Here is a 25,573-nt window from a genome sequence, read left to right as displayed (position 1 = left end):
CCTTCGGGCGCGCAAGGAGACCCTGATGGCGACGGACCCGCTGAAGGCCGATGACCGCTGCTTCTCGGACATTCTCGCCCGGCGTGCCGAAGCCCATCCGGCCAAGGACGCGCTGGTCGTCGTCGGCACCGACGGCGCCGAGAAGCTGCGGCTGAGCTATGGCGCGCTCGGCGCGCAGGTCGACCGGTACGCCGCCGGGCTGATCGCGCGCGGCCTGGCCGGGCAGCGGGCGCTGATGCTGTTCGAGCCCGGCGCCGGCTTCGTCGTCGCCTTCATGGCTTGTCTGCGCGCCGGCGTGACCGCCCTGCCCTGCCACCTGGCCAAGCCGGGCCGGTCCACCTGGGATCGGCTGATCGCCATCGTGCAGGATTCCGACGCCGCCTGCATCCTGACGGAGGAGGCGTCGATCCCGAAGCTGACCGGCTGGTTCGCCGACAGCCCCGAGCTGTCGGCGCTGCCGATGCTGTCGCCCGGCGATCTCGACGCGGATCCCGCCGGCATCGGCTGGCGGCGGCCGTCGGCCGACACCCCGGCCTTCCTGCAATACACCTCCGGGTCGACCGGCATCCCCAAGGGCACGGTCGTGACCTTCGGCAACCTGATCGCCAATGCGGCGGTGATCGGCCCGCATTGCGGCTTCGACTTCGATGCCGTCACCGTGTGCTGGCTGCCGCCCTATCACGACCTCGGGCTGATCGGGAACATCCTGCAGTCGCTGCTGGACGGGGCGCTGTGCGTGCTGCTGCCGCCGGTGTCGCTGATCCAGAACCCGCGGCGGTGGCTGGAGACCATCGGCCGGTACCGGGGCACGATCAGCATGGCGCCGAATTTCGCCTATGAGCTGTGCGTCCGCCGGATCCCGCCGGAGAAGCGCGAGGGGCTCGACCTGTCGAGCTGGCGATCCGCCGTCAACGCCGCCGAGCCGATCCGCGCCTCGACCATCGACGGCTTCGTCGCGGCGTATCGGGACCATGGCTTCCGCGCGGAGACGTTCCGGCCGGTCTACGGCCTGGCGGAGGCGACGCTGATGGTGTCGGTCGGTGATCTCGACCGGCCGGCCCGGATGCTGTCGGTCGATGCAGGCGCGGTGGATGCCGGGCGGGTCGCCCCGGCCTCCGGCGCCGGATCCCGCCTGATCGTCAGCTCCGGCAAGGTCCGGGCGCCGCAGCAGGTTTCGATCGTCGATCCGGAGAGCCGCCGGATCTGCAGCGGAGGCGCGGTCGGCGAGGTCTGGGTGGCGGGCCCCTGCGTCGCCAGCGGCTACTGGCGGCGACCCGAAGTCTCGGCCCAGACCTTCGGCGCGCGGCTGGCGGATGGGCACGGGCCGTTCCTGCGGACCGGGGATCTCGGCATCGTCATCGAGGACGAGCTCTACATCACCGGCCGGATCAAGGAGGTCATGATCATCCGCGGCCGGAACATCTATCCGCAGGACATTGAGGCCACCGTGCAGCAGTCGCACGACGCGCTCAAGCCGGCGGGCGGGGCGGTGTTCTCGATCGACCGCGAGGATGGCGAGGCGATCGTCGTGGTGCAGGAGATCGAGCGGTCCTGGCTGGCGACCGCGAACCGTGACGAGCTGGCGGCCCGGATCCGCGACGCCGTGTTCCAGGAGCACGAGCTGACGGTGGCGGAGGTGGTGCTGACCAAGCCCGAGACCGTGCCGAAGACGTCGGCCGGCAAGATCCAGCGGGTGCTGTGCCGCGAGCTGTACCGGCGTGGCGAGCTGGAGCAGGCGATCCAGGGCCGATCGGCCAGGGCCACGCCGATCACCATGAGACCGGCCGACGCCGCCATGCCGACCGACGCGGCGAGCACCATCCCTGCGCTGATCGCACGCTGGGCGGCCGGCCGCGGCATCCGGATCCCCGAGGCCGGCCGGACCTTCGCCGAGGCTGGCTTCGATTCCGTCAGCGCCGTCGAGCTGACCCATTTCCTGGAGACCGAGCTGGGGCTCGAGCTCGACCAGACCCTGCTGTGGACCTGCACCACGGTCGAGGCGCTGTCGCGCCATCTGGCCGCGCTGCAGGCCCCCGGCGCCCCGGCCGGGGCCAAGGCGGCACCGGCGCAGCCGATCGCGGACTCGGCCAACTGGTAGCGGGGGCCGAAGTGCAGGCTGAACACGAGGCAAGGCCGATGGACATCCAGCCGGCACGCGGCGTTCCGGTCGACCCGGTCGCGATCATCGGCATGGCGTTCCGGCTGCCGGGCGACAACGACACGCCCTCCACCTTCTGGGACTTCATCACATCCGGGACGGTCGCCATCCGCGACACGCCGTCGGACCGTTTCGACATCGACGCCTGGCATTCTCCGGATCCCGACCGGTCGGGCACGACCTATTCGCGGCGGGCCGGCTATGTCGGCGATCCCTACGGCTTCGACCCGGAGTTCTTCCGCATCTCCCAGGCCGAGGCGCTGGAGATGGACCCGCAGCAGCGCTGGATGCTGCTGCTGTGCTGGAGCGCGCTGGAACATGCCGGGATCGTGCCGTCGACCCTGCGCGGGCAGCGCGTCGGCCTGTTCCTGACCGCCGGCGACGTCGATTATGCGCGCCGGACCGTCGCCTCCGGCGACCCGCACCGCATCACCGCCTGGGGCAAGCTCGGCGCCAACCGCGCGGTCGGCGTCGGCCGGGTCGCCTACACGCTCGGGCTGCAGGGCCCGGCGATCTTCCTGGATTCGACCTGCTCCGCCTCGCTCACGGCGGTGCATCTGGCGGCGCAGAGCCTGCGCTGCGGCGACTGCGACCTGGCGATCGCCGGTGGCGTCAACCTGATCCTCGGGCCTGAGGAGACGATCGGCTTCGCCCGGCTGCAGGCGATGTCGCGGACCGACACCTGCCGCACCTTCGACGCCCACGCCGATGGCTATATCCGCGGCGAGGGCGGCGCCGTGGTCGTGCTGAAGCGGGCCGGCGAGGCGGTGGCCGACCGCGACCGGGTCGAGGCGCTGCTGCTCGGCTCCGCCGTGAACAATGACGGCGCCAGCAACGGCCTGACGGCCCCGAACGGCGCGGCGCAGGAGGCGGTGATCCGCCAGGCGCTGGCGCAGGCGGACGCCGGCCCGGAGGACGTCGCCTATGTCGAGGCCCATGGCACCGGCACGCCGCTCGGCGACCCGATCGAGCTGTCGGCCCTGCGCAACGCTTACACAAGCGGCATGGCGCGGCGGTCGCCGCTACTGCTGGGCGGGCTGAAGTCGCAGATCGGCCATCTCGAAGGGGCGGCGGGCATCGCCGGGCTGGTCAAGGCGATCCTGGTGCTGCGGCACCGGCATGCGCCGGCGCAGGCCGGGTTCGACACGCCCAATCCGCGCTTCCGCTGGGACGGGGCCGGGATGGAGGTGCCGCGCACCGGCCGCGACCTGCCGGCCGAGGGCAGCCTGGTGGCGGTCAGCTCCTTCGGCATCAGCGGCACCAACGCCCATGCCGTGCTGGCACCCGCCCCGGCCGCGAAGCCGGCGGCGGCGCAGCCGGACCGGATGCGGGTCCTGACGCTCTCGGCGCGATCGCAGGCGGCGCTGGGCCGGCTCGCCGCCGCTTATGAGGAACCGCTGGGACCGTCCGGACCGGGCCTGCGAGAGCTCTGCTACACGGCGAGCGTCCGGCGCGAGCATTGGGACCACCGCCTAGCCCTGGTCGGCGCCTCGCGCGAGGAGATGGCGGCGGCGCTGCGCGAGCAGGCGGCCGGCGTGCCCTCCGGCCGTTGGCACGCCGGCAAGGCGGCGCCGAAGAGCCGGCTGGCCTTCCTGTTCCCCGGCCAGGGCGGCTGGCGGCCCGGCGTCGGTGGGGGACTGTACCGCGACAACCCGATCTTCCGGTCGGCGGTCGATGATTGCCTCTCGCGCCTGGCGCCGGGCACGGCGGCCGAGGTGCAGCGGGCCATCCTCGACCGCGACCCCGGCCGCGCCCGGCACGATCCCGGGCAGCTGGCACATTTCGTGGTGCTGCATTCCCTGGCCCGGACCTGGATCCGGCTCGGCGTTGCCCCCGACATCGTCATCGGGCATTCGCTGGGCGAGCATGCGGCGGCGGTCGTCGCCGGCGTGATGTCGCTGGATGACGGCCTCAAGGCGGTGGAGGCCCGCGGCCGGCTGTTCGAGACGCTGCGGCCGCACGGCGCGATGCTGGCCGTCGCCGCCGGCGCCGAGTGGCTGGAGACGGAGTTCCGGTTCGGCACGGAGCTGTTCGTCGCCGCGATCAACGGGCCGGAGCAGACGGTGCTGAGCGGCACCGCCGCAGCCGTCGCCGATGCCGAGCGGGCGCTGGTGGAGCGGGGCATCCGGGTGTCGCGGGTGCCGACCTACGACACCCCCGGCCATTCGCCGCTGCTGGCCCCGATCCTGGCGCCGTTCCGCGACGCCCTGGCCCCGATCCGCCTGCAGCCGCCCGGGATCGAGATGATCTCGACGGTCACCGGGCGGCGCGCCGGGGATGAGATCGCCACGGCCGGCTACTGGGTCGACATGGTCGAGCGGCCGGTGCGGTTCCGCGCGGCGCTCGACAGCATCGCCAAGGACGGCGTGACCTTCCTCGAGGTCGGGCCGGGCAAGGCCCTGTCCAACCTGGCGAAGGCGGCGTCCGGCGACTGGATCCGGGCGATCTCCTCGCTCTGCGACGGCCCCGGCGGCGACGAGGATCCGGAGCCCGACGGCCTGGCCCATGCCTGCGCCCGCCTGTACTGCGCCGGCCATTCGCCGGACTGGGCGCGCCTCTACGGCACCCCGCCCTGCCCGGTCGAGGCGCCGACCACCGCCTTCGACCTGAAGCATATCGAGCTGCCAGCGGTGGGGCTGCAGCCCCGCGGCGATCACCCGCAGCCGGTGCCGCGCGCCGTGGCCCCCAGCGAGGGCACGGACGAGGATGCGCTTGCCGCTTCGGTGGCCGCGCCGGCCGCCGGCATCCTTGCCGAGGTCGTCGACATCGTCCGGCCCATCCTCGGCGACGCGGCCGACGGGGATGCCGATGCGGCCCTGGCGACCCTCGGCCTCGACTCGCTGGCGCTGACCGCGATCCGGGGCCGCCTGCAGCAGGCCTTCGGACGGGCCGTCCCGATGGCCTGGTTCGCTGCCGGTGCCTCGCTGCGAAGCCTCGCCGCCTTCTATTCGGACGGGGCTGCCCCGGCAGCGGCCCAGGTGGTGCCCGCACAGGCCGCCGTCACGCCGATCTCGCCGGCCGGGCAGACGGATCCCTCGGGCCACGTGGTCATGCTGCGGGATGGCCCGGGTCCGCTGGTGGCGCTGATCCATCCGGTCGGGGGCGACGTGCTGTGCTACCGCGAGCTGGCCGCCGCCTGGCCCGGCGACGCCCGGATCCTCGGCGTCCGGCACCCCGAGGCCGAGGCGGGCGATGTCCGCTATCGCTCCCACGCCGGGCTGGCGCGGCTGTATCGCCGGGCCGTCCTCGACGCCGCCGGAGGAGTCCCCGACATCGTCGGCGGCTGGTCCTTCGGCGGGGCCGTCGCCCAGGAGATGGCGGCCCAGTGGGAGGAGGACGGCACGCCGATCACCGCTCTGCTGGCCATCGACAGCCCCCTGCCGGACGGCGACTACGCCCGCCGGCTCCGCCGCCTGGTCGACGGCGCCGGCGGCGGCGAGGATGACGGCCTCCTGGACCGGATGGTCGCCGATCCCGGCTTCGAGGCGGTCTTCGACGAGCAGCACGGCCTGGGCCGGCTTCGCGCCATCGCCGATGCCGCCACCGTGCAGCGCGTGCTGCGGATCCATGCGGCGAATGCCGCCGCGCTGGCCGGGCATCGGCCGAGGCCCATTCGCGCGCCCCTCTGCTACGCGCTCGCCCTGCGTGGCGGGAACGCCCGGACCTCCGAGGAGGCCGCGGAGTCCCTGGCCATGCTCTCCAGCGGGCCGCCGCGGGTCCTGGGCTTCGACAGCGACCATTTCTCGATCATGCGATCCCCGGCGGTCGAGGCCGTGGCCGGCTTCCTCGGCGCGGCGGCGAGGCGGATCACACAGCCCGTGCCCCTGGTGGCCGAGTGACCCGAGAGGACGGACGGATGCAGGATTTCCAGAATGTGGCGGCGCCTCGTCTCGGGTTTGGCGGGCTCGACGCCGAGCTGACGGATGAGGAGCGCGACCTCCAGCGGAAGATCCGGCGCTTCGCGGTCGGCGTGATGCGCCCGACCGCCGCCCGGCTGGACCCGATGGCCGCGGCGGATGTGATCGGCCGGGGTTCCCCGCTCTGGGACTATCTGGCGCGCTTCGACGATCTCGGCATCAACCCGTCCTGGCTGGCGACGCTCGGGCCGGATCGCCGCAAGCGCATCCTGCCGCTCGTGTTCGAGGAGCTCGCCTATGGCGACGCCGGGCTCGCCGTCGCGGCCTTCACCGCGAAGATGGCGGCGGCGACGGCCGCGGCCACCGGCGACCCGGAGCTGATCGAGCGGTTCGGCTCGCTGCGCGGCTGCTGGATCGCGATCCTGGCGGACAGGGGATCCGATGCCATCGACCATGCCGGGTTCGAGCTGGCGAAGGGCGCCCGGCAGTCGGAGGGCAGCCTGCGCGCCGTGATGCGCGGGCCGGAGGTGATCCTGAACGGCGTGTCCTCGGACTGGATCTCCTGCGCCCCGATCGCCGAATGTGCCCTGATCCACTGCCCTGCCGATTACGGCGGCGGCATCGCGCGGCCGGATGGCGGCGTCTCCGGCATCGCCCTGCTGGTCCCGTTCGACCTGCCGGGGGTCGAGCGCGGCCCGCCGGTCGAGAAGATCGGCCAGCGCACGCTGCCGACCGGGAATGTCCGGTTCAACGAGGTCCGCGTCCCGGCCCGCTATGTCGTCCGGAGCCAGGATGGATTCTATCCCTCCTTCGCCAGCACGCATGCCTCCGGCGCCATGAACGTCGCCGCCATCGCCGGCGGCGTCGCCAAGGCGGCCTTCGACTGCGCCCTGCACTATGCCCGGTCGCGCGAACAGGGCGGGGCCAGGCTGATCGCCCATCAGCATGTCAGGTGGCGGCTGTGGGAGATGTGGCGGAAGCTCGAGATCTGCCGAGCCGCCGTCCGCCGCGGCGTCGCCTACAATGTCTCGCCGGAAGGGCCGCATCTTCTCGCCTCGATCACCGCCAAGACCACGGCGACGCAGACCGCGTTCGAGGTGGCGATGGAGGCGATCCAGATCTTCGGCGCCAACGGGCTGGCGCGGGACCATGTCGTCGAGCGGCTGCTGCGCGACGTCACCGTCTGCCTGATCCAGGGGGGCGAGAATCATTCCCTCGGCCTGCAGGGCGGGAACTGGCTGCTGCATTCCCTGGATGGCGACGAGAGTTCGGCGCTGGACCCGGCCGGCTGACCAGGCCGACGCCTGACGGTGGAGCCCCCTCGGCTTCGGACCGGACGCTGCCGGTCGTCCCGTCGCAAGCGCGCCGGTTCCGGACATCGTGCCGGAACGGCCAATTCCTGCCTTCTACGGCTGGTCCGCCTGGGCGCGATCCCGGGCTCGCTGGGTCGTGCCCTGAAGGCCGAGCCCAAACAGCAAGAAGCCCCCGCGTTGAGGGCGGGGCTTAATGTTTGGTTGCGGGGAGGCGCAACCAACTACGCCCTCGCACGCCGAAGCACGACCATCGGACCATCGGACCATCGGACCGATCCTCGATGTGCGATAACTGTCCCTATCGCACGTGATTCCAACAGGTTGCCGAGTTTGTACAAGCGCCAGGTCGATGCGGGCAGGATGCCGGCCAAAGGCAATCGATCGCTGCCCAGCCGACAGACCGCCACTTGCCAGCGGCATCGCCGCCCGTCATGGTGAAAGTGGATCCGAATAGGCACAAATTCGGACGGGTGGGGGACGGTTCATCAGATGTACCGCGTGGGGAATGCCCGCTGGTTGCGGGGCGCACGCTTGGCTGTTGCTGTGGCCGCGATACTGGCTGTCGGCGGATGCCAGAAGTCGGATAGGCCGTCCTATCCGGCCATCAATCCATTGGCCTCAGCGGATTTCAGCGTTCCATCAAAGCTCGCGCGACAGCCGACCGGATCCGTTGCCGTTTCGGGAACTCCTACCAATCTTCGGGCCCCGCAGCTGTACTTCGGCGCCGATGGCAGTCCTTCCCTAGGTTCCGGTGCTGGCGCGCCTATCACTCCCGTCGGCGACGGTGCGCAGATCAATTTCGATAACGCGGACATCCGGGACTTCCTGAAGGCAGTCCTGTCCGACACGCTCAGGGTCTCCTACGCCGTCGATCCGAAGGTGCAGGGGACGGCGACAGTCTCGAGCAGCGCTCCGCTCAGCCGGCAGGCTCTCCTCGCCACGGTCGAGACCGTGCTGCGCATGAACGGCGCCGCCATGGTCGCCGATGGCGCCAGCTACCGGATCGTGCCGGCAGGCGAGGCGGCCGGCGGCCGGGTGATGGTGCAGTTGGGGTCGGATCCAACGCCACTGCCCGCCGGGTACGGCGTGTCGGTGATCCCGCTGCGCTTTGTCCAGGCCGCGACGGTCGTGCCACTCGTAAGTCCGGTGGCGAACAGCAACATGGTCCGCTCCGATCCGAACCGGAACCTGGTCGTGGTGTCCGGTCCCAGCAGCGATCGGGCCGCGATAGCCGAGATGATCGCGGCCTTCGATGTCGATGCCATGCGCGGCGTGTCCGCGGGGCTGTTTCCGCTCCGCCGCTCCGATCCCGCCTCGATGATCCAGGAGCTCCGGTCCGTCTTCAAGCTGGGCACGGACGGCACACCGATGCAGGGCGGGATCGACTTCATCCCGGTCCGGCGGCTCAACGCCGTCATGGTTGTTGCTCGCCAAGCCGTCCGGCTTCGCCAGGCTGAAGCCTGGATCAACCGGTTGGATCAAGGCGACAAACAGGGTGTGCAGCTCTACGTCTATCGCGTCGAGAACGGCACTGCCGAGAATCTGGCCGCCATCATGGGCCAGTTCATGGGTCGGGGGCGCGGTGGTGCGACGTCTGGTGGCGACAGCAGCCCCGTCGCCCCGTCCATGCAGATCCAGACCGCCTCGACAAGCGGAGCCTCCTCGATCCCGTCGCGAGCCGATGGCGGCGGGATGGAGGCTTCCGGCGTCATGTCCGCCGGCGAGAAACTCGGGCTGCTGTCGGACGACCTGAACAGCATGGTCGGGCCCGGCACTTCAGGAGGGGCGGCTGGACGCGGGCCGGATCCTTTCGACGGCGCCCAGATCGTCGCCAACAAGGAGCGGAACTCGCTGATGGTGATGGCGACGCCCGAGGCCTGGCGGAAGATCGAGGCCGCCATCCGGCTGATGGACACGCCGCGGTACCAGGTGCTGATCGAGGCGACGATCGCCGAGGTCACCCTGACCGACCAGCTTCGCTACGGGGTGCATTTCTGGCTGGAGAGCGGCAATTTCTCGGGTGTCTTCACCCAAAACAACAGCTTCGGGGTGAACCCGGCGGTCCCAGGCTTCAACTTCATCATCAGCAGCGGCAATTTCCGGGTCATCCTCGATGCGCTGGCCAGCATCACCAATGTCCGGGTGGTGTCGTCGCCATCGCTGGCAGTGCTGGACAACCAGACCGCGCAGTTGAAGGTCGGCGACCAGGTTCCCGTTGTGACGCGCCAGCAGCAAGCCACCGAGAACCCGGACGCGCCGATCGTCAACAATGTCGAATATCGCGACACCGGCGTGATCCTCCAGGTGACACCCCGCATCAACCCCGATGGCCAGGTCGATCTCGACATCCGGCAGGAGGTCAGCAATGTCGTGGAGGGCGCGCCCGATGCGATCAACCCGACCATCGCGCAGCGTGAGGTCGGGACATCAGTATCGGTGGCGAGCGGCCAGACCGTCATTCTCGGCGGCCTCATCTCCGACCGGCAGAGCGTCGGCAAATCGGGCGTTCCCGTGCTGCGCGACATCCCCCTGGTCGGCAACCTGTTCAGCGGCGTGAACAACACTGACCAGCGGACCGAGCTCGTGATCCTGATCACGCCGAAGGTGATCCGGAACGCCGTCGACGCGAAGGCCATCGCCGAAGAGTTCCGGGGGCGGATGCAGCTCTTCGGAGCTCCGCCACCGAAGAAGTAGCCTCATGCGGGCGGGCCAAGGCGCTGCGCGACGACGTCGCCCCTCGGCTGCGGTGGCCGGCTTCACTCTGATCGAGATGCTGATCGTGCTGGTGATCCTGGCCGCAGCGACAGGGGTGGTCGGCCTGGCTGTTCCCGAATGGCGCGCCCGGTCGGCCTTGCGCGAAGCCGGGGCCGGACTGGAACGGCTGCTGGCGCAGGCGCGCGACACCGCCCTGCGGCGGCAGGTCCCGGTGCTGGTCCGCTTCGATCCCGAGGATCGCCGCATTGGCATCCCGGTGCTGGGTCGCTGGCAAGCCGTGCCGGCCGGACTGGACCTGACGCTCACCGGGGCCGCGATAGAGCCGGACGGCGATACCCCTGCCCTTCTGTTCCTCGGCGATGGCTCGAGCAGCGGCGGGTTCCTGACCCTCAGCCGCGGCGAGCGGCGCCTGACCCTGCGCGTGGCCTGGCTGACCGGCGCCGTCCGCCAGGAGACCTCACCCTGACCAGGCCGCGCCGCCAGGCCGGCTTCACGCTGGTCGAGGTGCTGGTGGCCCTGGCAGTGCTCGGGAGTATCACCGCCACATCGCTGGCATTGCTGGTGTCCAGCCGTGACCGTGACTCCCGCGCCGCCACGCAGCTGCGGGCGGGCTTGGCCGCCGAAGCGATCCTGGAGCGGGTCGGACTGGATCTGTCGCTGACGCCGCGCAGCGTGTCGGGGCGGCTGAGCGACGGCAGCGCCTGGTCGCTCGCCATCGCTCCCTGGCGCGAGGAGGGGCTGCCGGAAGGACCCGGCCAGCCCGGGCTGCTGTCGGTCACAGTGCGGGTGGCGCCGAGACGCGGCCCCGCGGTCCAGCTCGTCACTCTCCGCGCTGGCGGGCTGCCGCCATGACCGGGCGGGGCTCTGAACGAGGCTTCACCTTGGTCGAGGTGCTGGTGGCGCTGGTGCTGGCCGGGCTCGTCGCGGCCGCCGCGGTCGGCTTGCCGAACCTATTCGCGCGCTTCGACCAGCAGTCACGGCGAGCAGAGGAGTTGCGCGACGGCGTCGCCGCGGCCGGCCGGCTGCTGCGCGCGCTGGCCGAGGGCGCGGTGCCGGACCTCTCGGCCGATGACAGCGCCGACCCAGCCGATGCGGGCCGGCTGACCCTGCTCTCCTGGGGGCCGCCGATCCTGGTCCTCGACCGGCCGGTTCCGTTGACACTGCGGGTGGTACAGTCGGGCGGCCGGGCCGCGCTGCGCCTGTCCTGGACCGATCCCGCCACGGGAGCAGCCCGTGAGGAGACGGTGCTGGACGGCGCCCGCTCGATCCGCCTGTCCTATTTCGCCGCTGGCGGCAATGGCGGCTGGCGGTCCGACTGGGCCCGCCCCTGGGCGTTGCCAGCGGCGGTGCTGCTGCGCGTCGATGCCCCGGAGATCGGCTCCCCGATCGACCTGATCGCCCGCACCCGCGCCCGGCTGCCGGAGGCCTGCCTGCTGCTGCCGCAGGAGCCGGCGTGCCGGCCGAAATAGCTCACCCGCCGCAGGTGATCGCCGCCGGCTCGCCGAGGTCGCGTTGCGACAGGATCCGGATCGTGGGCGTCCTTGCCGACAGCAGGATCACGGCCTCCCGCACGATGCGCGCGCCGCGGGGCGTGGCGGCCTCGGCCCGCAGCCGGTAGACCGGCTCCTCATCCGCCAGGAACCGCTGCAAATGGGCGAGCTGCGGATCGGTGGATGATGACGATGCGGGACGGGTCCGCAGCAGCTCGATATCCGCGCCGGTCAGCCCCGGGATCCGGCGCAGCTGCTCGTCCGCGAGGCCGGCGGCCGAGATGCCGCGGCTGCCGGTCAGCACCGTGAACCGGTCCTCGAACAGCCGCGCCACGGGCGTCAGCCGCTGGCAGGGCGGCAGCAGCGCCAGCACGCTCGGCAGCGGGGCCGGCTGCCGCTGCGCCGCCTCGACCTGCTGCAGCGCCTGTTGGCGCAGGCCCGGCTCGGCCGGCAGGCTGTCGAGCAGGGTCTGGATCAGCTCCAGCGACCCGGCGTTGAGGTCGGCCTTGCCGCTCTCGCGCAGGAAGGACAGGCGGATCTCCGCGCCGGCGAAGCGCCAGGGCACGGGCAACGGCGAGGCGGTGACGGCCTTCAGCAGCGGGTCGTCCTCGACCCGCAGCGCCTGGACGAGCCGGGCGATTCCGGCATCGGCGAGGCCGCGGGCCTTCGTCACCTCGACCAGGTCGGCGGTCGCGCCGACCCCACCGCGGCTGCGCTCGAGCAGCATCAGCGCCGCGGCGGCGATGACGCCGACGATCACCAGCACCAGGATCAACACAAAGCCGCGCTGGCCACGGTGGCGGCCATCGGCCGGGTCACGGGACGGGCCCGGCGCATCGCGCATGCCGGTCACACAGCCAGGTCGTTGATGCTGAGGATCGCCATCAGGATCGACATGACGATCCCGCCGACGGCAAGGCCCAGGACGATGATCAGGATCGGCTCCAAGAGGCCGACCAGCCGCTTGACCGACGATTCCAGCTCCTGCTCGTAGGCGTCCGCAACGTGACCGGCGGTCAGGTCGATCCGCCCGGTCTCCTCGCCCACCGTCAGCATCTGTACCGCGAACTCCGGAAACAGCCGGGTCTCGGCCAGCGGCAGCGACAGCCCCCTGCCCTGCCGCACGCCGGTGACCACGGTGTCGAGCGCTTCCGCCACCGCGCGGTTCGGCACCACGTCGCGCGACAGGACCAGTGCGTTCGGCAGGTCGACGCCGTTGCCGGCCAGCGTCGCCAACGTCCGGCAGAACCGCGCCGTCACCAGCGTGCGCAGCAGCGGCGCCACGACCGGCAGCCGCAGCAGCGCCCGGTCCCAGGCCAGGCGGGGGCCGGGCAGCGCCAAGGCCTGGCGCAGCAGCAGCACGCCGGCGACCGCGGCCAGCAGGATCAGCCAGCCCCAGCCCTGCAGGAAGCGGCCGAGCGCGACGACGATGGCGGTCGGTACCGGCAGCTCTGCCCCGGCATCGCGGAACACGGTCTCGAACTGCGGCACGACATAGGTCAGCAGCAGGGCGATCGAGCCGATCGCCACCAGCACCAGCAATACTGGATACAGCATCGCCGAGGTGACCGTGTCTCGGATCTTGTCCGACCGCTCGCGCAGCTCGGCCAGCCGGTCCAGCACCACGGCCAGCGTGCCGGACGTCTCGCCGGCCCGGACCATGTTGATGGCGATCCGGGGAAACACCGGGCCACAGGAGTCGAGGGCGGCGCTGAGGCTGTGGCCGGCGCGGACGCTGTCCAGGATCGGCTGCGCCAGCCGGCCGATCGTGCCGCCGCGCCGGCCGGGCGCGCCCGCGCTGCCGGCCCCCCCGGTACCTGCCATCGTCACCAAGGCCCGCTCCAGCGGCTGGCCGGCTGTGAGCAGGATGGCGAGCTGGCGGATGAAGGTGGTCACCTCCTTCGGCCGGACCCGGCCGAACAGGCGTTTGGCCCGCGGCCGGGCGCCCCGGACCGGGGTGGCCTCAAGCGGGAACTGGCCGAGCTGCTGCAGGTGCAGGATCACCGCCGCCTCGTCCGCGGCCTCGAGCTGGCCCTCGACCAGATTGCCGGCGTCGTCGGCGGCCTTGAAGGCAAAGAGGGGCATCGCCTATCCCTCCTCCGTCACGCGGCGCACTTCCTCCAGCGTCGTCTGGCCGGACAAGGCCCGGGCGATGCCGTCCTGGAACATCGTGCGCATGCCGGCGGCCGCCGCGATGCGGGTCAGCTCGGCGGTCGAGATCCGGTGGTGCAGCGCCTCGCGGATCTCGTCGGTCAGCTCGAAGAACTCGAAGATGCCGATCCGGCTGGTGTAGCCGATGCCGTCGCAGGCCGGGCAGCCGACGGCCCGGGACAGCGTGGCCTCGGCGTCGCCCGGCAGCCCCATCCGCCCCAGCTCCTCGGCCGAGGCGCGGTACGGGCTGCGGCAGGCGCCACAGAGCTGACGGACCAGGCGCTGGCCGATCACGCCCCGGATGGTCGAGGTCAGCAGATAGCCGTCGACCCCCATGTCCAGCAGCCGGTTGATCGACCCGGTGGCACTGTTGGTGTGCAAGGTCGACAGCACCAGATGGCCGGTCAGGGCGGCATGGACCGCGATGTTCGCGGTCTCGCCGTCGCGGATCTCGCCGACCATGATCACGTCCGGGTCGTGGCGCAGGCTGGACCGCAGCACCCGGGCGAAGTCCAGCCCGATCTGCGGCTGGACATTGGTCTGGTTGATGCCGGGGATCTGGTATTCGATCGGGTCCTCGACCGTGAGGATCTTCCGGCTCGGCTGGTTCAGGATGCGCAGCGCGGCGTAGAGAGTCGTCGTCTTGCCGCTGCCGGTCGGGCCGGTGACCAGGAGGATGCCGTGCGGATGCGCCAGATGCCGGCGGATCGCGACCTCCTCGGCCGTGGCCAGGCCGAGCTCGCCGAGATCGAGCGCCATGCCCTTGGTGTCGAGCAGGCGGATGACCACGGCCTCGCCATGCATCGTCGGCATGGTGGCGACGCGCATGTCGACCTTCTGGCCGCCGGCGGTAAAGCGGGCGCGGCCGTCCTGCGGCAGCCGGCGCTCGGCGATGTCGAGCCGCGCCAGGATCTTGATCCGGCTGATCAGCGCCGGCCCCAGCTTCGCCGGCGGCGCCTTCATGTCCTTCAAGAGGCCGTGGATGCGGTAGCGCAGCTTGAGCTGCTCGCGATAGGTCTCGAGATGGATGTCGGAGGCCTGCAGCCGCATCGCGTCGGCGATGATCTGGTTGACCAGCCGGATGACCGGCGCCTCTTGCGCCAGGTCCTTCAGTTGCTCGACATCGGGGTCGGCGGCGGCATCGGCCTCGATCTCGGCGCCGTCGGCGATCCGCTCGACGCTGGACCGGCCGCTCTCGTACCAGCGGGCGAAGACATCGGCGAAATCCTCCTCGGCCACGACCACCGGGGTGACCGGCCGGCCGAGCGCCATCGCCACCGCCCGCAGGGCGAAGCCGTCGCCGGGGTCGGCCATGGCCAGGACCACGCCGTCCGCGCCCTCGGCCAGCGGCAGCACCCGGGAATCCTTCAGGAAGCGGACCGGCAGTTGGTCGGCCAGCACCGGCTCGTCCGGGAAGTCGCCGCGCCCGGCGAGCGGCAGGCCGTACTGGAGCGACAGGGCATGGGCGTAGTCCCGGCCGGACACCAGCCCCAGCCGCGAGACCAGCACCGCCACCGGCTCGGACGACGCCCCCTCCAGTCGTGATAGCTTGGCGACGTCGTCAGGCCCGAGCTTGCCGAGCTCGACCAGGATGTCGACCAAGGACCTGACCTGATCCATTCCCCCACCCGCCGCGTCGCGGCGCCCCTTGGCCAATCACTCCGGCCGTGCCGCATGATCGCTCCGGCCGGCCGGCGGGACAATCGCGGCGTGGCGGTCAGTACGGGCTCGGCAATCCCATCTGGCCCTCCTCCGCCTTCGGCCGCGGGGCGAACAGCACATGCTTGGCGTCGCCGGCCGGGCTGGTCAGGCGCACCGCGGTCGGGGTGATGGCGTCGACATGCCAGCCGCCGGCGTCGTCGCCCTGGTGGGCGATCACCACCGGGCCGCCGGCCTTCGGCTTCAGCAGGATGAACGGCCCCTCCGCCCGTTGCACGATGCCGACCAGCACGAACTCCGTCCGCTCCACCGGCGGCGCCACCGGCTCGGGCATCGCGTCCGGCACCGGGGCGGGCGCCGGCTCGGCGACAGGCTCGGGCGGCGGTGGGCGCCGGGTGGCGGCGAAGAGCGGCCGGCCCGTGGTCTCGGTCAGGGTCTCCAGCGGGGCCAGGCGCGCCGGCTCGGAGTCGACGGCCGGCAGCGAGCCCGCGGGATCCGGCGGGGCCGAATCTCGCGCAGCGGCACGCTCCACCGCGGCGGCCGGTACCGCGACCGCGCCGACGACCAGGACGATCCAGGTCAGGGGACTCCAGGACCTCACATCGCGCCTCCCGCCCCCGACCGGTAGCCGTAGATGTCGAGATTGACCGAGAGCACGGGATCCGCGGCCTCGCGGTCCTCAGTCCGGATCTGCAGCGCGTCGACGAACAGGCTCGGCTGCCCGGCCTCGAGCGCGTAGAGGATGCGCTGCAGCGGCCCGATGCGGGTCGACAGCGACACCCGCAGCCCGATGCGCTGATACGCCCCCTCGGCCCGCGCCGGCAGCACCAGCATGTTGTCGATCTGCGCCTCGGACTGGGCGGCGACCTCGCCGACCAGGCGCTGCAGTTCGGCGCCGCTGATCGCGGCGCTGGCACCGCCGAGGAAATGCTCGCCCCGCCCGAGCCCGGCCTTGAGCGCATCCCGCCGGGCCGTGAGGTCCGGCCGCGCCGCTGCGACCGCCTCGAACCGCGACGCGGTGTCGGCCAGCACCGCCGCCTCGGCATCGGCCCGCCACAGGCCGGAGAGCATGACGCCGAGCCCGGCCAGCGGGATCGCGACCAGGGCGATCAGCAAAGCGAGGGCCAGCCAGCGGGTGGGGAGGCGGAGCGATCCCATGGTCAGGGCTCCAGCCGCGGCTGGATGCGGGCGCCGACGCTGAACCGGTCGCGCCCGGTCTCGCGATCGCGCGTGCTCGGGGCCAGGAAGCGGGCGTCGGCGAACCGGCCCGAGCCTTCGAAGACCCCGATCAGGGCGGAGGCGTCGGCGGCGCTGCCGCCGGCCCGCAACGATGCATCCGAGATCGACAGGTCAGAGAGCCAGACATCGTCGGGCAGCAGCCGGCTGACCGATTCGAGCACGATCGAGGCGGCTGGGACGGTGCGGCGCTTGTCGGCGATGAAGCGCCGGCTGTCGGACAGCTCGGCGATCTCCTGCCGCAGCTGCCGCACCTCCTCCGCCGCCGGCCGCGCCGACGCGACCCGGCCCTGCAGCGCCGCGATCTCCTGGCCGCGCTGCCAGCCCTGCCAGCCGATCCACCCGCCGGTGCCGACCACCGCCACGGCGAACAGCGCGGCGATGGCCAGCGCCGCGCGCCGCAGCCGGCGACGCCCCGTGGCAGCGCGGTCCTCCCCGGGCGGCAGCAGGATGCGCTTGCCGCCGGGACCGTCCAACTCTACCGCCGCGATCAGCACGTCGAGGCCAGCCAGGGCGCGCCGGGCCGGCTCAACCGCGGCGTCCGGCACCACGGTCAGCTCGGCCTCGATCTTGCGCCCGCCCTCGACGCGGTGCAGTACCTGGGCGGCAAGCCACACCCGGTCGCCCGGCCAGGGCATCAGCCGGTCCATCTCCCGGCGCAGGAGATGCGGTAGGGACGACGTCGCCGTCGTGGGAAGCGTGAGCTCACGGGACAGGCCGGCCTCGGGCGGCAGGTGCAAGACGACCGGACTCCGCCGGTTCCGCACAGCCCAGTCGGCCAGGTTCTGGACCCTGGCTCCGACTTCCACCACCCAGCCATGGCCGGTTGGCTTGGCAACCGGCAAATGGTGGCGCGGGCCGACCGTCCCCGTCAGCCGCTCGGGCAGGAAACCCTCCAACTCGCCGAACCACCAGGAGAGGAAGCGGCCCAAAGTTCGGCGGATCAGGCGGAAGGGCGAGGGCTGCATCATAATTTGGCTCTTAAGAACTGCGCGCATTGGCGCGAACGCCGCGCCCTCCCCCATAGAAGTCGCATGATGACACAAGTGTTTAGGGCCATCGCCGATGCCGACGAAGCGTGGACGAACCGTTAACAGTCCTGTGTCACCGGAACTCTTCCGCCACTGAGCGGGAGACAAGCTATCTGGCTACTCCCCATAAAGTCGAAGCAACTCAGATCGCGCCTCTTCAAGAGCATTCCCGTATTCGTTCGAAAATAATACGCCGATCTGCTTCTGGAGCTTGCCCTCAAGGCGCCACAACGCCCTTGTTTCCGCGGGGTGCTCCGTAGGAAGGCTCTGAGCGGCGTCGGTTCGAGCAAGCCACTCAAACAACACCAACGCTTCAGCTGGACTGAGCGTGATAGTAATGTCTTTCTGTTCCATGATTCATCCTACCAGAGAATACCATGAGTTAGCACGTCATTAAGCTGCCTTGGGCCGAGTGTAAACCCGGTCACAAAATTTCCGGCCGGACCTTCTACGACATTTAGGCCCGTTGATGGATCCACGTGATGCGCAAAACCTGGCTGACCTCTGTACTTTCCTTCGATTCTTTGTACGCCCGGACTATTTATAAACGCCGTCACCTTTTCTTCCAGTTCTGCCGCCTTCGTGGAATTCCAATTGCCATCGAGCCCGAAATCTTTTTTATGTTCTGAAAATGCCTTCTGCACCGATCTTCTCTCAAATGATAGCACTTTTCCCGTGACAGGCGTTGCTGCAGCGCCGAGACTCCGCGGCACATTTGCTACTGAACCTCCCAACCAGCCGCCTGAGACGCTTCCGGCCTCATTGACAGCGGCCTTCCCTAAGAGGCGGCCACCCAATCTGAGGCCTCCGAGAACGAGTCCTCCACCAATGAAGTCCGTTGGAGACATCGTTGATTCTGCCGCGCCGCTTCGAAACAGGCGATCAGCCGCGTCTCGTCGCTCCTGCTCAGCTCTCTGCCGTTCAGCTTCTGCTTCCATAGCTGCTTGTGCTTGGAGCCCCGCGGCATCTCCACTCGGCATACGATCCGCGGCATCAGCTGCGGCGGCCCACTGATGTCCGTTCGGATCACTACCGTTGATGGGATCATTGGATGCATACGCATACCGGTTGGTCCCCACCCCCGGATTGTTCGGATCCCACCAATCCGGCGAGATGAAGCGGCCGATCTCGGGGTCGTAGTAGCGGGCGTTGAGGTAGACCAGGCCCACCTCGGGGTCCTCACGCTCGCCGATGTAGCCCTTCGTCTCCTTGGTTTCCGAGAAGTCCGGCAGCGTCTGCGCCCGGTCGCCATAGGGCGAGTAGGTCGACCACTCCTCGAACCAGCCGGCGCTGTCGGTCACCACCCGGATCGAGTCCAGCCCGTCCCGGTGCAGGTAATAAGTTACCGACCCCGCGCCGTCGCCCACCCGCTTCACATCCGCATGCGGGTACTTCGTCCACTCGACCGACGTGCTCCACGCCGTCCCGGTGCAGGCCAGACCCACCTTCCGCTCGATATCGGGGCCGAAGGAGTAGATCTTCGTGACCAGATCCGTTGGCGGGCAGGACGTGTTCGCCGGCGGCGGCGTGCTCTTCATCCATCGCGTCCCGTCCGGGCCGTAATAGAACCGCGTCGTCCTGCCTCCCGTGGTTACCTCTTCGGGGCGGTTTTCTCCGTCCCATTTGATCTCCCGAGCGCGACCCCTGGTCATGTTCCCGGCATCGTCGTAGCGCAGGAGCGATTGCTCCGAGCAACTCGTGGCGTTGCGGATGCAGGTCGGCGTGTGCGGCCGCGGGCCCGTCGGCGCCGGGTATTCGTACCAACCGACATTGGACTGCATCGTCATGTTGCCGGCCAGGTCGTAGGTGAAGCTCTTGCTCCGCCCCGTATCGTCGGCGTTGTTCGCCGTGATCAGCCGGAACAGCCCGTCATAGCCGTAGCTCCAGTGCTCGGGCTGCCGCACCGTGATGGTCGCCGCCTTCATCAGGCCGAGCACCGCATCGTAGGTGTACCAGGCCTTCATCCGGGCCTGGTCCTCCGCCGGCCCGACCGTGGTGAAGCGCCGCAGCAGCCAGCCCCGCTCCGGGTCGTAATCGTCGAGCGTGGTCACGTTGTTGGCATAGCGCCGCACCGTCGGCCTGCCCGCCGCGTCGTAGGCGATCCCCAGGATCAGGTCCGGGATCGACTTCAGCCGCCCCGCACCGTCATAGGTGAACGGGCTGCCGGCGTCGCCGTATTGGCCGACCACGTCGCCATCCGGGTATTTCCGGCCCAGAACGCGACCGCCGCGGTCGTACGCCGTAGAGGCCGTGAGGGTCCCGCCCGGATCCGGCTGGCTGCAGTTCGTCGTCGTGTCCGCGCCCGTCTGCCACACCGTCCAACGTTGATTCACCAGCCGGCCCGCCACGTCGTAGTCGGTGCACAGGCGGCCGAACCCGTTCACCTGCCGCACCAATTGCCCTCGGTTGGCAGTGCCTGCCGGACCGCCATCATAGAAGTAGTCCGTCACCTCGCCACCGTCGGTCGGCTGCTCCTTCAGCCGCACCCGCTTGCGCGTCACCCGGCTCAGGGCGTCGTAAGCGAAGCTGGTCACCGTCTTCCGCGCATCGGTCTGCTGCACCAGCCGATCGGCGATGTCGTACCGGTAGGTCGAGGCGCCGAGATCCGGGTCCGACACCGAGATCCGCCGCCCCAGCGTGTCGTAGCCGTAGCGCCAGGTCGCTCCCGCCCATCCGGACTCCGTCGGATGCGGGTCCGTGACCAACACCAGCTGATCCGCGGCATCCCAGGTCAGTATTGTCGGGGCGACTGTGCCATTGTCCTTCCATTGCTCGCCCGCCCGTACCCGGCCGAAGGCGTCGTAGCGCGTGGCCGAAATCTTTCGCCCCGTCGGGTCGTACACCGCCTCCCAGCGGTAGTCGAACGGGTCCGAGGTGAAGTTGGCGCCGTATTCCGTGCGATAGGTCTGCCCGTCCGGCAGGATCTTCTGCACCTGCCGGTCCAACGCATCGAAACGATAGCTTGTCCGAGGTGCAGGGTCCCCGGGGTAATACGGCACCGTCTCGGCGATCAGATTGCCGCGAGCATCATACTCCTTGCCGACGACGATGATGATCTTGGACTCGGTGCCGTCGGGGGCCGTGGTGTAGGTGTGCCGGATGCGGCCGAAGCCGTCGAACTGCTGCTGTGCGCCGACATAGATGCCCCAGGCCGGACCCGGCATCCGGACTTCCACCTTCTGAGTTACCGGGTCGCCGATGCCCAGGTACAGCCATTTCTGATAGTCGTCGCCCGGCTTGTCGACCTGGGTCGCGCGGCACAGCGCGTCATAGGTCCAGGTCGAGACCTGCCCGTTCACATCGGTCGTGGTCTGCGGTTTCAGGCACACCGGGTCAATGCTGGCCCGGGTGACATGGTCCTGCGAAGAGGCCGCATCCCCCACCCGCTTCACCACCTGCGCCGGATAGAGATGGAAGACGGGGTCGTAGGTGGTATCGGTGCGGATCTCCTGGGGACCGACCGTCATGGCCTCCGCCGTCCGGTTGCCCCAGCCGTCATAGGCGAAACGCCGCCGTACCCAGCCCTCGGTGCCGGACGGCTGGCGCAGCCAGCGCAACTCCGACGTCATGTCGCCCTTTGCGGGCGGGGCCCAGTAGTCGGTCGCGCCGTCATACAGGAACAGCGTCTGGCGCAGCTGTGTGCCGCCGGCGGCCTGCAGCTTCCTGGATGCCGGCAGGCTGACGATGTATCGCTCCTTGTTGGGATAGTAGCCGGTCAGGGTGACCCGGTCGTCGGCGCCTGCTGCCGAATTGCCGGGATCGGACAGCCCTTGTTCCACCAGACGCGTGACGTTGCCCCAGATGTCGAAGCTCCGTTCGGTCCGGCTGGTGTGGCGGGCGCCGCTCGCCACCACCAGATCGGTCGCGCTCGCTGTGTTCCACGACCGGTAGGGCACCGTGTTCCGTTCGGCGTAGCCCTCGCGCTCCTCGCGCAGCACCGCCGTATAGCCGTTGGGCCCGGCGTGATAGCGGATCCGTTGCGGCTTGCCCGCCGACGCCAGGCTCTGCCTGAACTCATATTGGATGCCGGGGGCCGGCCCCGTTTCGCCCGCAGGCCGCGTGACAAAGACATTGGCAAAACCCAGGAACCGCCTTTCCGCCGCATGCCACACCCCGCCGCGGTAGCGGAAGCGCGTCGTGGCATGCCCGCTGACGCCGTCCGTCCGCGTCACCCAGGTGACGACCTGCAGCACGAAGGGCAGATTCGTGTTGCCATAGTCCGTGGACGGCCTGTAGCCGATCGCGCTCCGCGCGCCGATCGGGGTTTGGGTCCAGCTCAACAGGTCCGGCGTCACGCCTGACGAGTACTTGATCGAGAACCCGTCGTCCATTACTTGGAAGATGTCGGCCTTGCCGTCGCCGTTGAAGTCCGCGACACCCTTGATCTTGTCCAGGTCCACCGGGACCTGCACCCAGCTGCCACCCTCCCGCGACAGCATGATCCGCGCGGTCTTCGAGCCGTCGAGCGGGTCGTTCGGGTTCTTCATCAGCCCGGCCATCAGGATGTCGCTGCGGCCGTCTCCGTCGAAATCCCCGGCGAACAGGCTGCAACCCTTTTGGTCGATCTGGCTGCACCGGCCGCCGGCGTCGACCGTCGCCTGATGAACCAGCCGCCCGCCGGCCGACAGATAGACCCGGAACTGCGTCGTCGAGCCCTGGGCGATCATCTGGGCGAAGTCCGAGGCCCCGTCCCCGTTGATGTCCCCGATCGCATAGCTCGCCGGCTGCCGGCCGAACCCGTTTGGCAGCACGTCGTTCGACACTTCCTGTAGATTGAACCGGCTGCCGTCGCGGCGCTCGTACAGCCGGTAGTCCGGGTTGTAGGTTCCAGGCGCCCCGTCCGTCCCGGCCAGGATGTCCTCCCGGCCGTTCCCGTTCAGATCCAGCGACGCCACCATGGCGTGATTGTCCGGGATGTCGCCGCCGTAGCCCGTCGACGGAAAGCCGCTGCCGGACCAGAAATAGACCTTCTTCTTCACGAACGGGTAAACCGGGTTGTTCCGGCCCGTGACGAAGAACTCCACTCGCCCGTCGCCGTCGATGTCGGCCAGAGCCACGTCTTTGCCCGACACCCGGTCCCATGGGTCGCAGCTGCCGTCCCGATCGCACGGCCGTTCCGGATCGGCGATCCCGAATTGGTATTCCCTCCAGTTCGGCGCCGACCCGTCCCAGCCCGACAGCCACACGGTGATGGTGCGGCCCGCCACATGGGCGATGTCCGCCTTGCCGTCGCCGTTGAAGTCGCCGGTGCGGAAGCTGTAGTCGGCCTCCCGTCCGTCTTCTTCCGCTCCGGGATCGCAGCGTCGCTCGTCGCTCGGCACCGTCGCCCCGACCAGGCCGTTGCCGGGCAGAGACCGCCACAACAATAGCGAGCACCGCTTGGCGTAGAGCGGATCCTCATGCCCCCCTCCGATCTGGACTTGGCGCGTCCGCACCAGCAGCACGTCCTGCCGCCCGTCGCCGTCGAAATCCGCATAGATCAGGGCCTGATCGTCCGTCCGGCCGACGTTGTGGGTCGGCCCCGAGAGCGACGCGTCGGACACCATGCTCTGGGTGTATCGGAACACCCAGGGCGGCAATGATGTGCCCTGTATCGTGCCATCCGGCTGCACACGGAAATCCCGGCCGAACTGCCGCACCTCGGCCAGCAGCGGCAGGCCGGTCGTGCTGCTGGTCTGGTATTTCAGCTGATACGCCCGCTGCGGCTGGCCGCCGACGGACACCTCGACCCGCCACAGCCTTGCGTCCAGCCGCGCCAGCCCGCTGCCGGACGCCCGGGTCCGCAGCATGGAGGGAGAATGATACCGCCCGAACGTCACGGTCACGCCGTTGTAGTCGATCGAGTTCGGCCAGCAGACCGGCGCCACCGAGCACCAGTACCGGTAGGTGACGGTGTTGCCATGCGTGTCGATGACCCGGGTCAGCAGCCAGCGATAGCGGTTCTGCGCCACCCAGTCCTTGTCCCCCGGGACCGCATTGGCGGCGACGGCCTGCGCCTCCACTGGGACCGCGGCCCCGGCCTCGGTCCCGGGCACCTCCTCCGGGTCACCGGCCGGCTCGATCATCGGATCGGCTGCCTCGGCGTCCTGGGTCTCGTCGAACGACCAGGTATCCTCGGCGGCGGGAGGCTCATCCGACACCAGCTCCAGCTCCGGGTCCGGCTCGCCGCTTTCTCCCGTATCCGGCGGCAAGCTTGGCCCGGCCTCGAGGCCCGCATCTGGATCCGCCTCCTCCCCGGCCGGCGCCTCGGACGTGCCATTCAACGCCGCGCTCGCCTCGACGCCCGCGGCCGAGGCAGCAGCGGGCACCGAGGCGGCCGCAGGCGCCGCGCCGGCGGCCGCGATCGCCTGCACCAGCCGGAATTCCGACACCGTCCCGTCCGGATCCAGGACCAGCCACCGGTTGTTGGCCTCGTCGAAGGTGATCTTCCGGTAGCTCTCAATCCGCGTCGTGTGCGTGCCGCCGGCGGCGCAGCTCGCCGTGTTCAGCCGAGTGGCGTCCGACAGCGTGCTGCAGGACACCAGCTCTTGCCCGTCCAGCGCGTACACGTCGGTGCCTTCGAGATTGGCCACGCCCCTGCGCGGCGACATCCGCACGATGTCCGGGACCCCGCCGAGCCTCCAGCCGGTCCCGACGAAGCCGGCATACAGCGCGCCCGACTTCTGGCCCAGGCTCGAATCGTAAACCAGCTTCAGCTTCGGCTCGAGGCCACGGAACGCCGGGACCTCGATCGGAACCACGGTCGTGTAGCTGCCGTTATAAGACGCCGGCGGCGGTTCGTTGGCCAAGGCCGGCAGCGACAGCTGCTGCGTCACCGGGTCGTCCGATGGGGTGGCGGCGGCTGCGGCGACATCGGTCGCGGCGCTGCTCTCGGGCTCGGCCACGGCCTCTGGCGTACCATCGGGGGACTCGGTCTCAGGCGCCGCAGATGTGTCTGCTTCGCCGGCCTCGCCGGTTGGAACCAGGGTTTCCGGCCCGACCGTGTCAGGGAGAGGGGCGGACTCCTGGGCACGGGCCGATGGCAGCCCTGTCAGGGCGGCCAACACCAGCATCGACACCGAGACCGCACGCACCAAGCCGCCCGCCGGGCGCACGACAGCACCCGATCCGAACCGAACGTCCGCCCGCATCATGTCTCTCCCCCACCACGCGCTCCCCGGTCTCGTCTTCCCTCCGGCGTCACCCGCTCTCAGGGCGGGCTTGGACCAAAGGCGACTCGACTCCACGCGCCACTCCAGCAAGACAGGATTCCCATTCCTGCGCAAGACCCAAACGAAGCGAGACGATTTTTAGCCGATGTTTCGGCAAATGACCGGAGCGGGACGGCGCCTCCACCATGGGTCGCGGGGTGTCACCGAAGGTCAGCGCGTCAGCGTCGCGCGGCCCTCCTCGGGTTTGAGCTCGCGGCCCACCAGCTGCGGACGCGCCTCCAGGTTCAGCGCCGGCGATGTGGCAGGAACGACGATGGCCCCGGCATGCGATAGCGAGCTCGATCCAACTTGGAGTCTCGGCCTGTGCTGGCACTGGCGTTCGGCCCGCCCCTGTCCGCCGTAGCGGCAAGTGTCGGCGACACCAGCCCTTCGCCGCCCGTAACATTCTTTCCAATGCGCGATAACCGCCCCTATCGGGCGCAGCCCATACCGCATTGACATGGAGGGTGTGGTACAGCGCGCGACGTGCGCTACTCGTGCACTGGCCTCGGCGCTAGGAGCAGGCTTAGCCTTCCCATGACTGCTCTGCTGAACGAAGAAAGCCCCGCCTTTTCGGGGCGGGGCTCTGGATCAGACCTCGATTTGGATCGAGTTATAACAAAGGTGGTTGCGGGGACAGGATTTGAACCTGTGACCTTCAGGTTATGAGCCTGACGAGCTACCGGGCTGCTCCACCCCGCGGGGGTGGTGTGAGGACGTTGGGGAGAGATGCGAAGGGGGTGCGATGGGCGAGTGGGTTTCGTGGACCTGGC

General features: G+C 70.0%; 15 protein-coding genes, 1 tRNA gene and 1 pseudogene. 8 read left to right on the top strand and 9 right to left on the bottom strand.

Going from position 1 to position 25,573, the window contains the following annotated elements; all coding sequences use genetic code 11:
• Positions 1-25 precede the first annotated feature (25 nt).
• The 8 genes and pseudogenes from BWR60_RS25140 (at position 26) to BWR60_RS25110 (ending at position 11,512) form a co-directional block, all read left to right on the top strand.
• Positions 26-2,098: an AMP-binding protein gene (locus tag BWR60_RS25140; RefSeq protein WP_088154116.1), complete on the top strand. Its 2,073-nt coding sequence runs from the start codon at positions 26-28 to the stop codon at positions 2,096-2,098.
• A gap of 38 nt (positions 2,099-2,136) precedes the next feature.
• On the top strand, positions 2,137-5,997 hold the full coding sequence (locus tag BWR60_RS25135) for a type I polyketide synthase (RefSeq protein ID WP_088154114.1): 3,861 nt from the start codon (positions 2,137-2,139) through the stop codon (positions 5,995-5,997).
• Positions 5,998-6,014: 17 nt separating this feature from the next.
• Positions 6,015-7,307 carry an acyl-CoA dehydrogenase family protein gene (locus tag BWR60_RS25130; protein ID WP_088154113.1) on the top strand — a complete coding sequence of 431 codons (1,293 nt, stop codon included), beginning with the start codon at positions 6,015-6,017 and terminating at the stop codon, positions 7,305-7,307.
• A gap of 510 nt (positions 7,308-7,817) precedes the next feature.
• The gene (gspD, locus tag BWR60_RS25125) at positions 7,818-10,022 is read left to right on the top strand and encodes a type II secretion system secretin GspD (protein ID WP_088154111.1); all 2,205 of its coding nucleotides are present in this window, start codon (positions 7,818-7,820) and stop codon (positions 10,020-10,022) included.
• Between the two features lie 4 nt (positions 10,023-10,026).
• Complete coding sequence (locus BWR60_RS25120) at positions 10,027-10,509, top strand: GspH/FimT family pseudopilin (protein WP_088154109.1); 483 nt, start codon at positions 10,027-10,029, stop codon at positions 10,507-10,509.
• Positions 10,470-10,583: pseudogene (locus tag BWR60_RS39050) on the top strand (type II secretion system protein); the annotation flags it as partial. The gene BWR60_RS25120 and the pseudogene BWR60_RS39050, both read left to right, overlap by 40 nt.
• 21 nt (positions 10,584-10,604) lie before the next feature.
• Positions 10,605-10,895: a hypothetical protein gene (locus BWR60_RS25115; protein ID WP_230983173.1), complete on the top strand. Its 291-nt coding sequence runs from the start codon at positions 10,605-10,607 to the stop codon at positions 10,893-10,895.
• The gene (locus BWR60_RS25110; protein WP_088154106.1) at positions 10,892-11,512 is read left to right on the top strand and encodes a prepilin-type N-terminal cleavage/methylation domain-containing protein; all 621 of its coding nucleotides are present in this window, start codon (positions 10,892-10,894) and stop codon (positions 11,510-11,512) included. The genes BWR60_RS25115 and BWR60_RS25110 overlap by 4 nt, the downstream gene beginning before the upstream one ends.
• A 1-nt stretch (position 11,513) precedes the next feature.
• Here the strand turns inward: BWR60_RS25110 and BWR60_RS25105 are convergent, their stop codons facing one another.
• The 9 genes from BWR60_RS25105 to BWR60_RS25070 form a co-directional block, all read right to left on the bottom strand.
• Positions 11,514-12,377: a hypothetical protein gene (locus BWR60_RS25105; protein ID WP_144445745.1), complete on the bottom strand. Its 864-nt coding sequence runs from the start codon at positions 12,375-12,377 to the stop codon at positions 11,514-11,516.
• Positions 12,378-12,382: 5 nt separating this feature from the next.
• Complete coding sequence (locus tag BWR60_RS25100; protein ID WP_088154102.1) at positions 12,383-13,618, bottom strand: type II secretion system F family protein; 1,236 nt, start codon at positions 13,616-13,618, stop codon at positions 12,383-12,385.
• Positions 13,619-13,621: 3 nt separating this feature from the next.
• A complete protein-coding gene (locus BWR60_RS25095) occupies positions 13,622-15,304 on the bottom strand; it encodes a GspE/PulE family protein (protein ID WP_088154100.1) in 1,683 nt (560 codons plus the stop codon).
• Between the two features lie 97 nt (positions 15,305-15,401).
• The gene (locus BWR60_RS25090) at positions 15,402-15,944 is read right to left on the bottom strand and encodes a hypothetical protein (RefSeq protein ID WP_088154098.1); all 543 of its coding nucleotides are present in this window, start codon (positions 15,942-15,944) and stop codon (positions 15,402-15,404) included.
• Positions 15,941-16,501: a type II secretion system protein GspM gene (gspM, locus tag BWR60_RS25085; protein WP_088154096.1), complete on the bottom strand. Its 561-nt coding sequence runs from the start codon at positions 16,499-16,501 to the stop codon at positions 15,941-15,943. The genes BWR60_RS25090 and gspM overlap by 4 nt, the downstream gene beginning before the upstream one ends.
• A gap of 2 nt (positions 16,502-16,503) precedes the next feature.
• Positions 16,504-17,550, bottom strand: a complete 1,047-nt coding sequence (locus BWR60_RS25080) for a PilN domain-containing protein (RefSeq protein ID WP_088154094.1) — start codon at positions 17,548-17,550, stop codon at positions 16,504-16,506.
• A gap of 177 nt (positions 17,551-17,727) precedes the next feature.
• Positions 17,728-17,964, bottom strand: coding sequence for a hypothetical protein (locus BWR60_RS36530; RefSeq protein ID WP_144445744.1), 237 nt, complete (start codon positions 17,962-17,964; stop codon positions 17,728-17,730).
• A gap of 8 nt (positions 17,965-17,972) precedes the next feature.
• On the bottom strand, positions 17,973-24,743 hold the full coding sequence (locus BWR60_RS25075) for an RHS repeat-associated core domain-containing protein (protein ID WP_144445743.1): 6,771 nt from the start codon (positions 24,741-24,743) through the stop codon (positions 17,973-17,975).
• A gap of 682 nt (positions 24,744-25,425) precedes the next feature.
• A tRNA-Met gene (locus tag BWR60_RS25070) sits at positions 25,426-25,502 on the bottom strand.
• Between the last annotated feature and the right edge of the window lie 71 nt (positions 25,503-25,573).

The sequence above is a fragment of the Inquilinus limosus genome (assembly GCF_002195995.1).
GTDB lineage: Bacteria > Pseudomonadota > Alphaproteobacteria > DSM-16000 > Inquilinaceae > Inquilinus > Inquilinus limosus_C.
The sequence above is the reverse complement of the archived record's forward strand: the minus strand, read 5'-3'. Positions and strand labels throughout refer to the sequence as shown.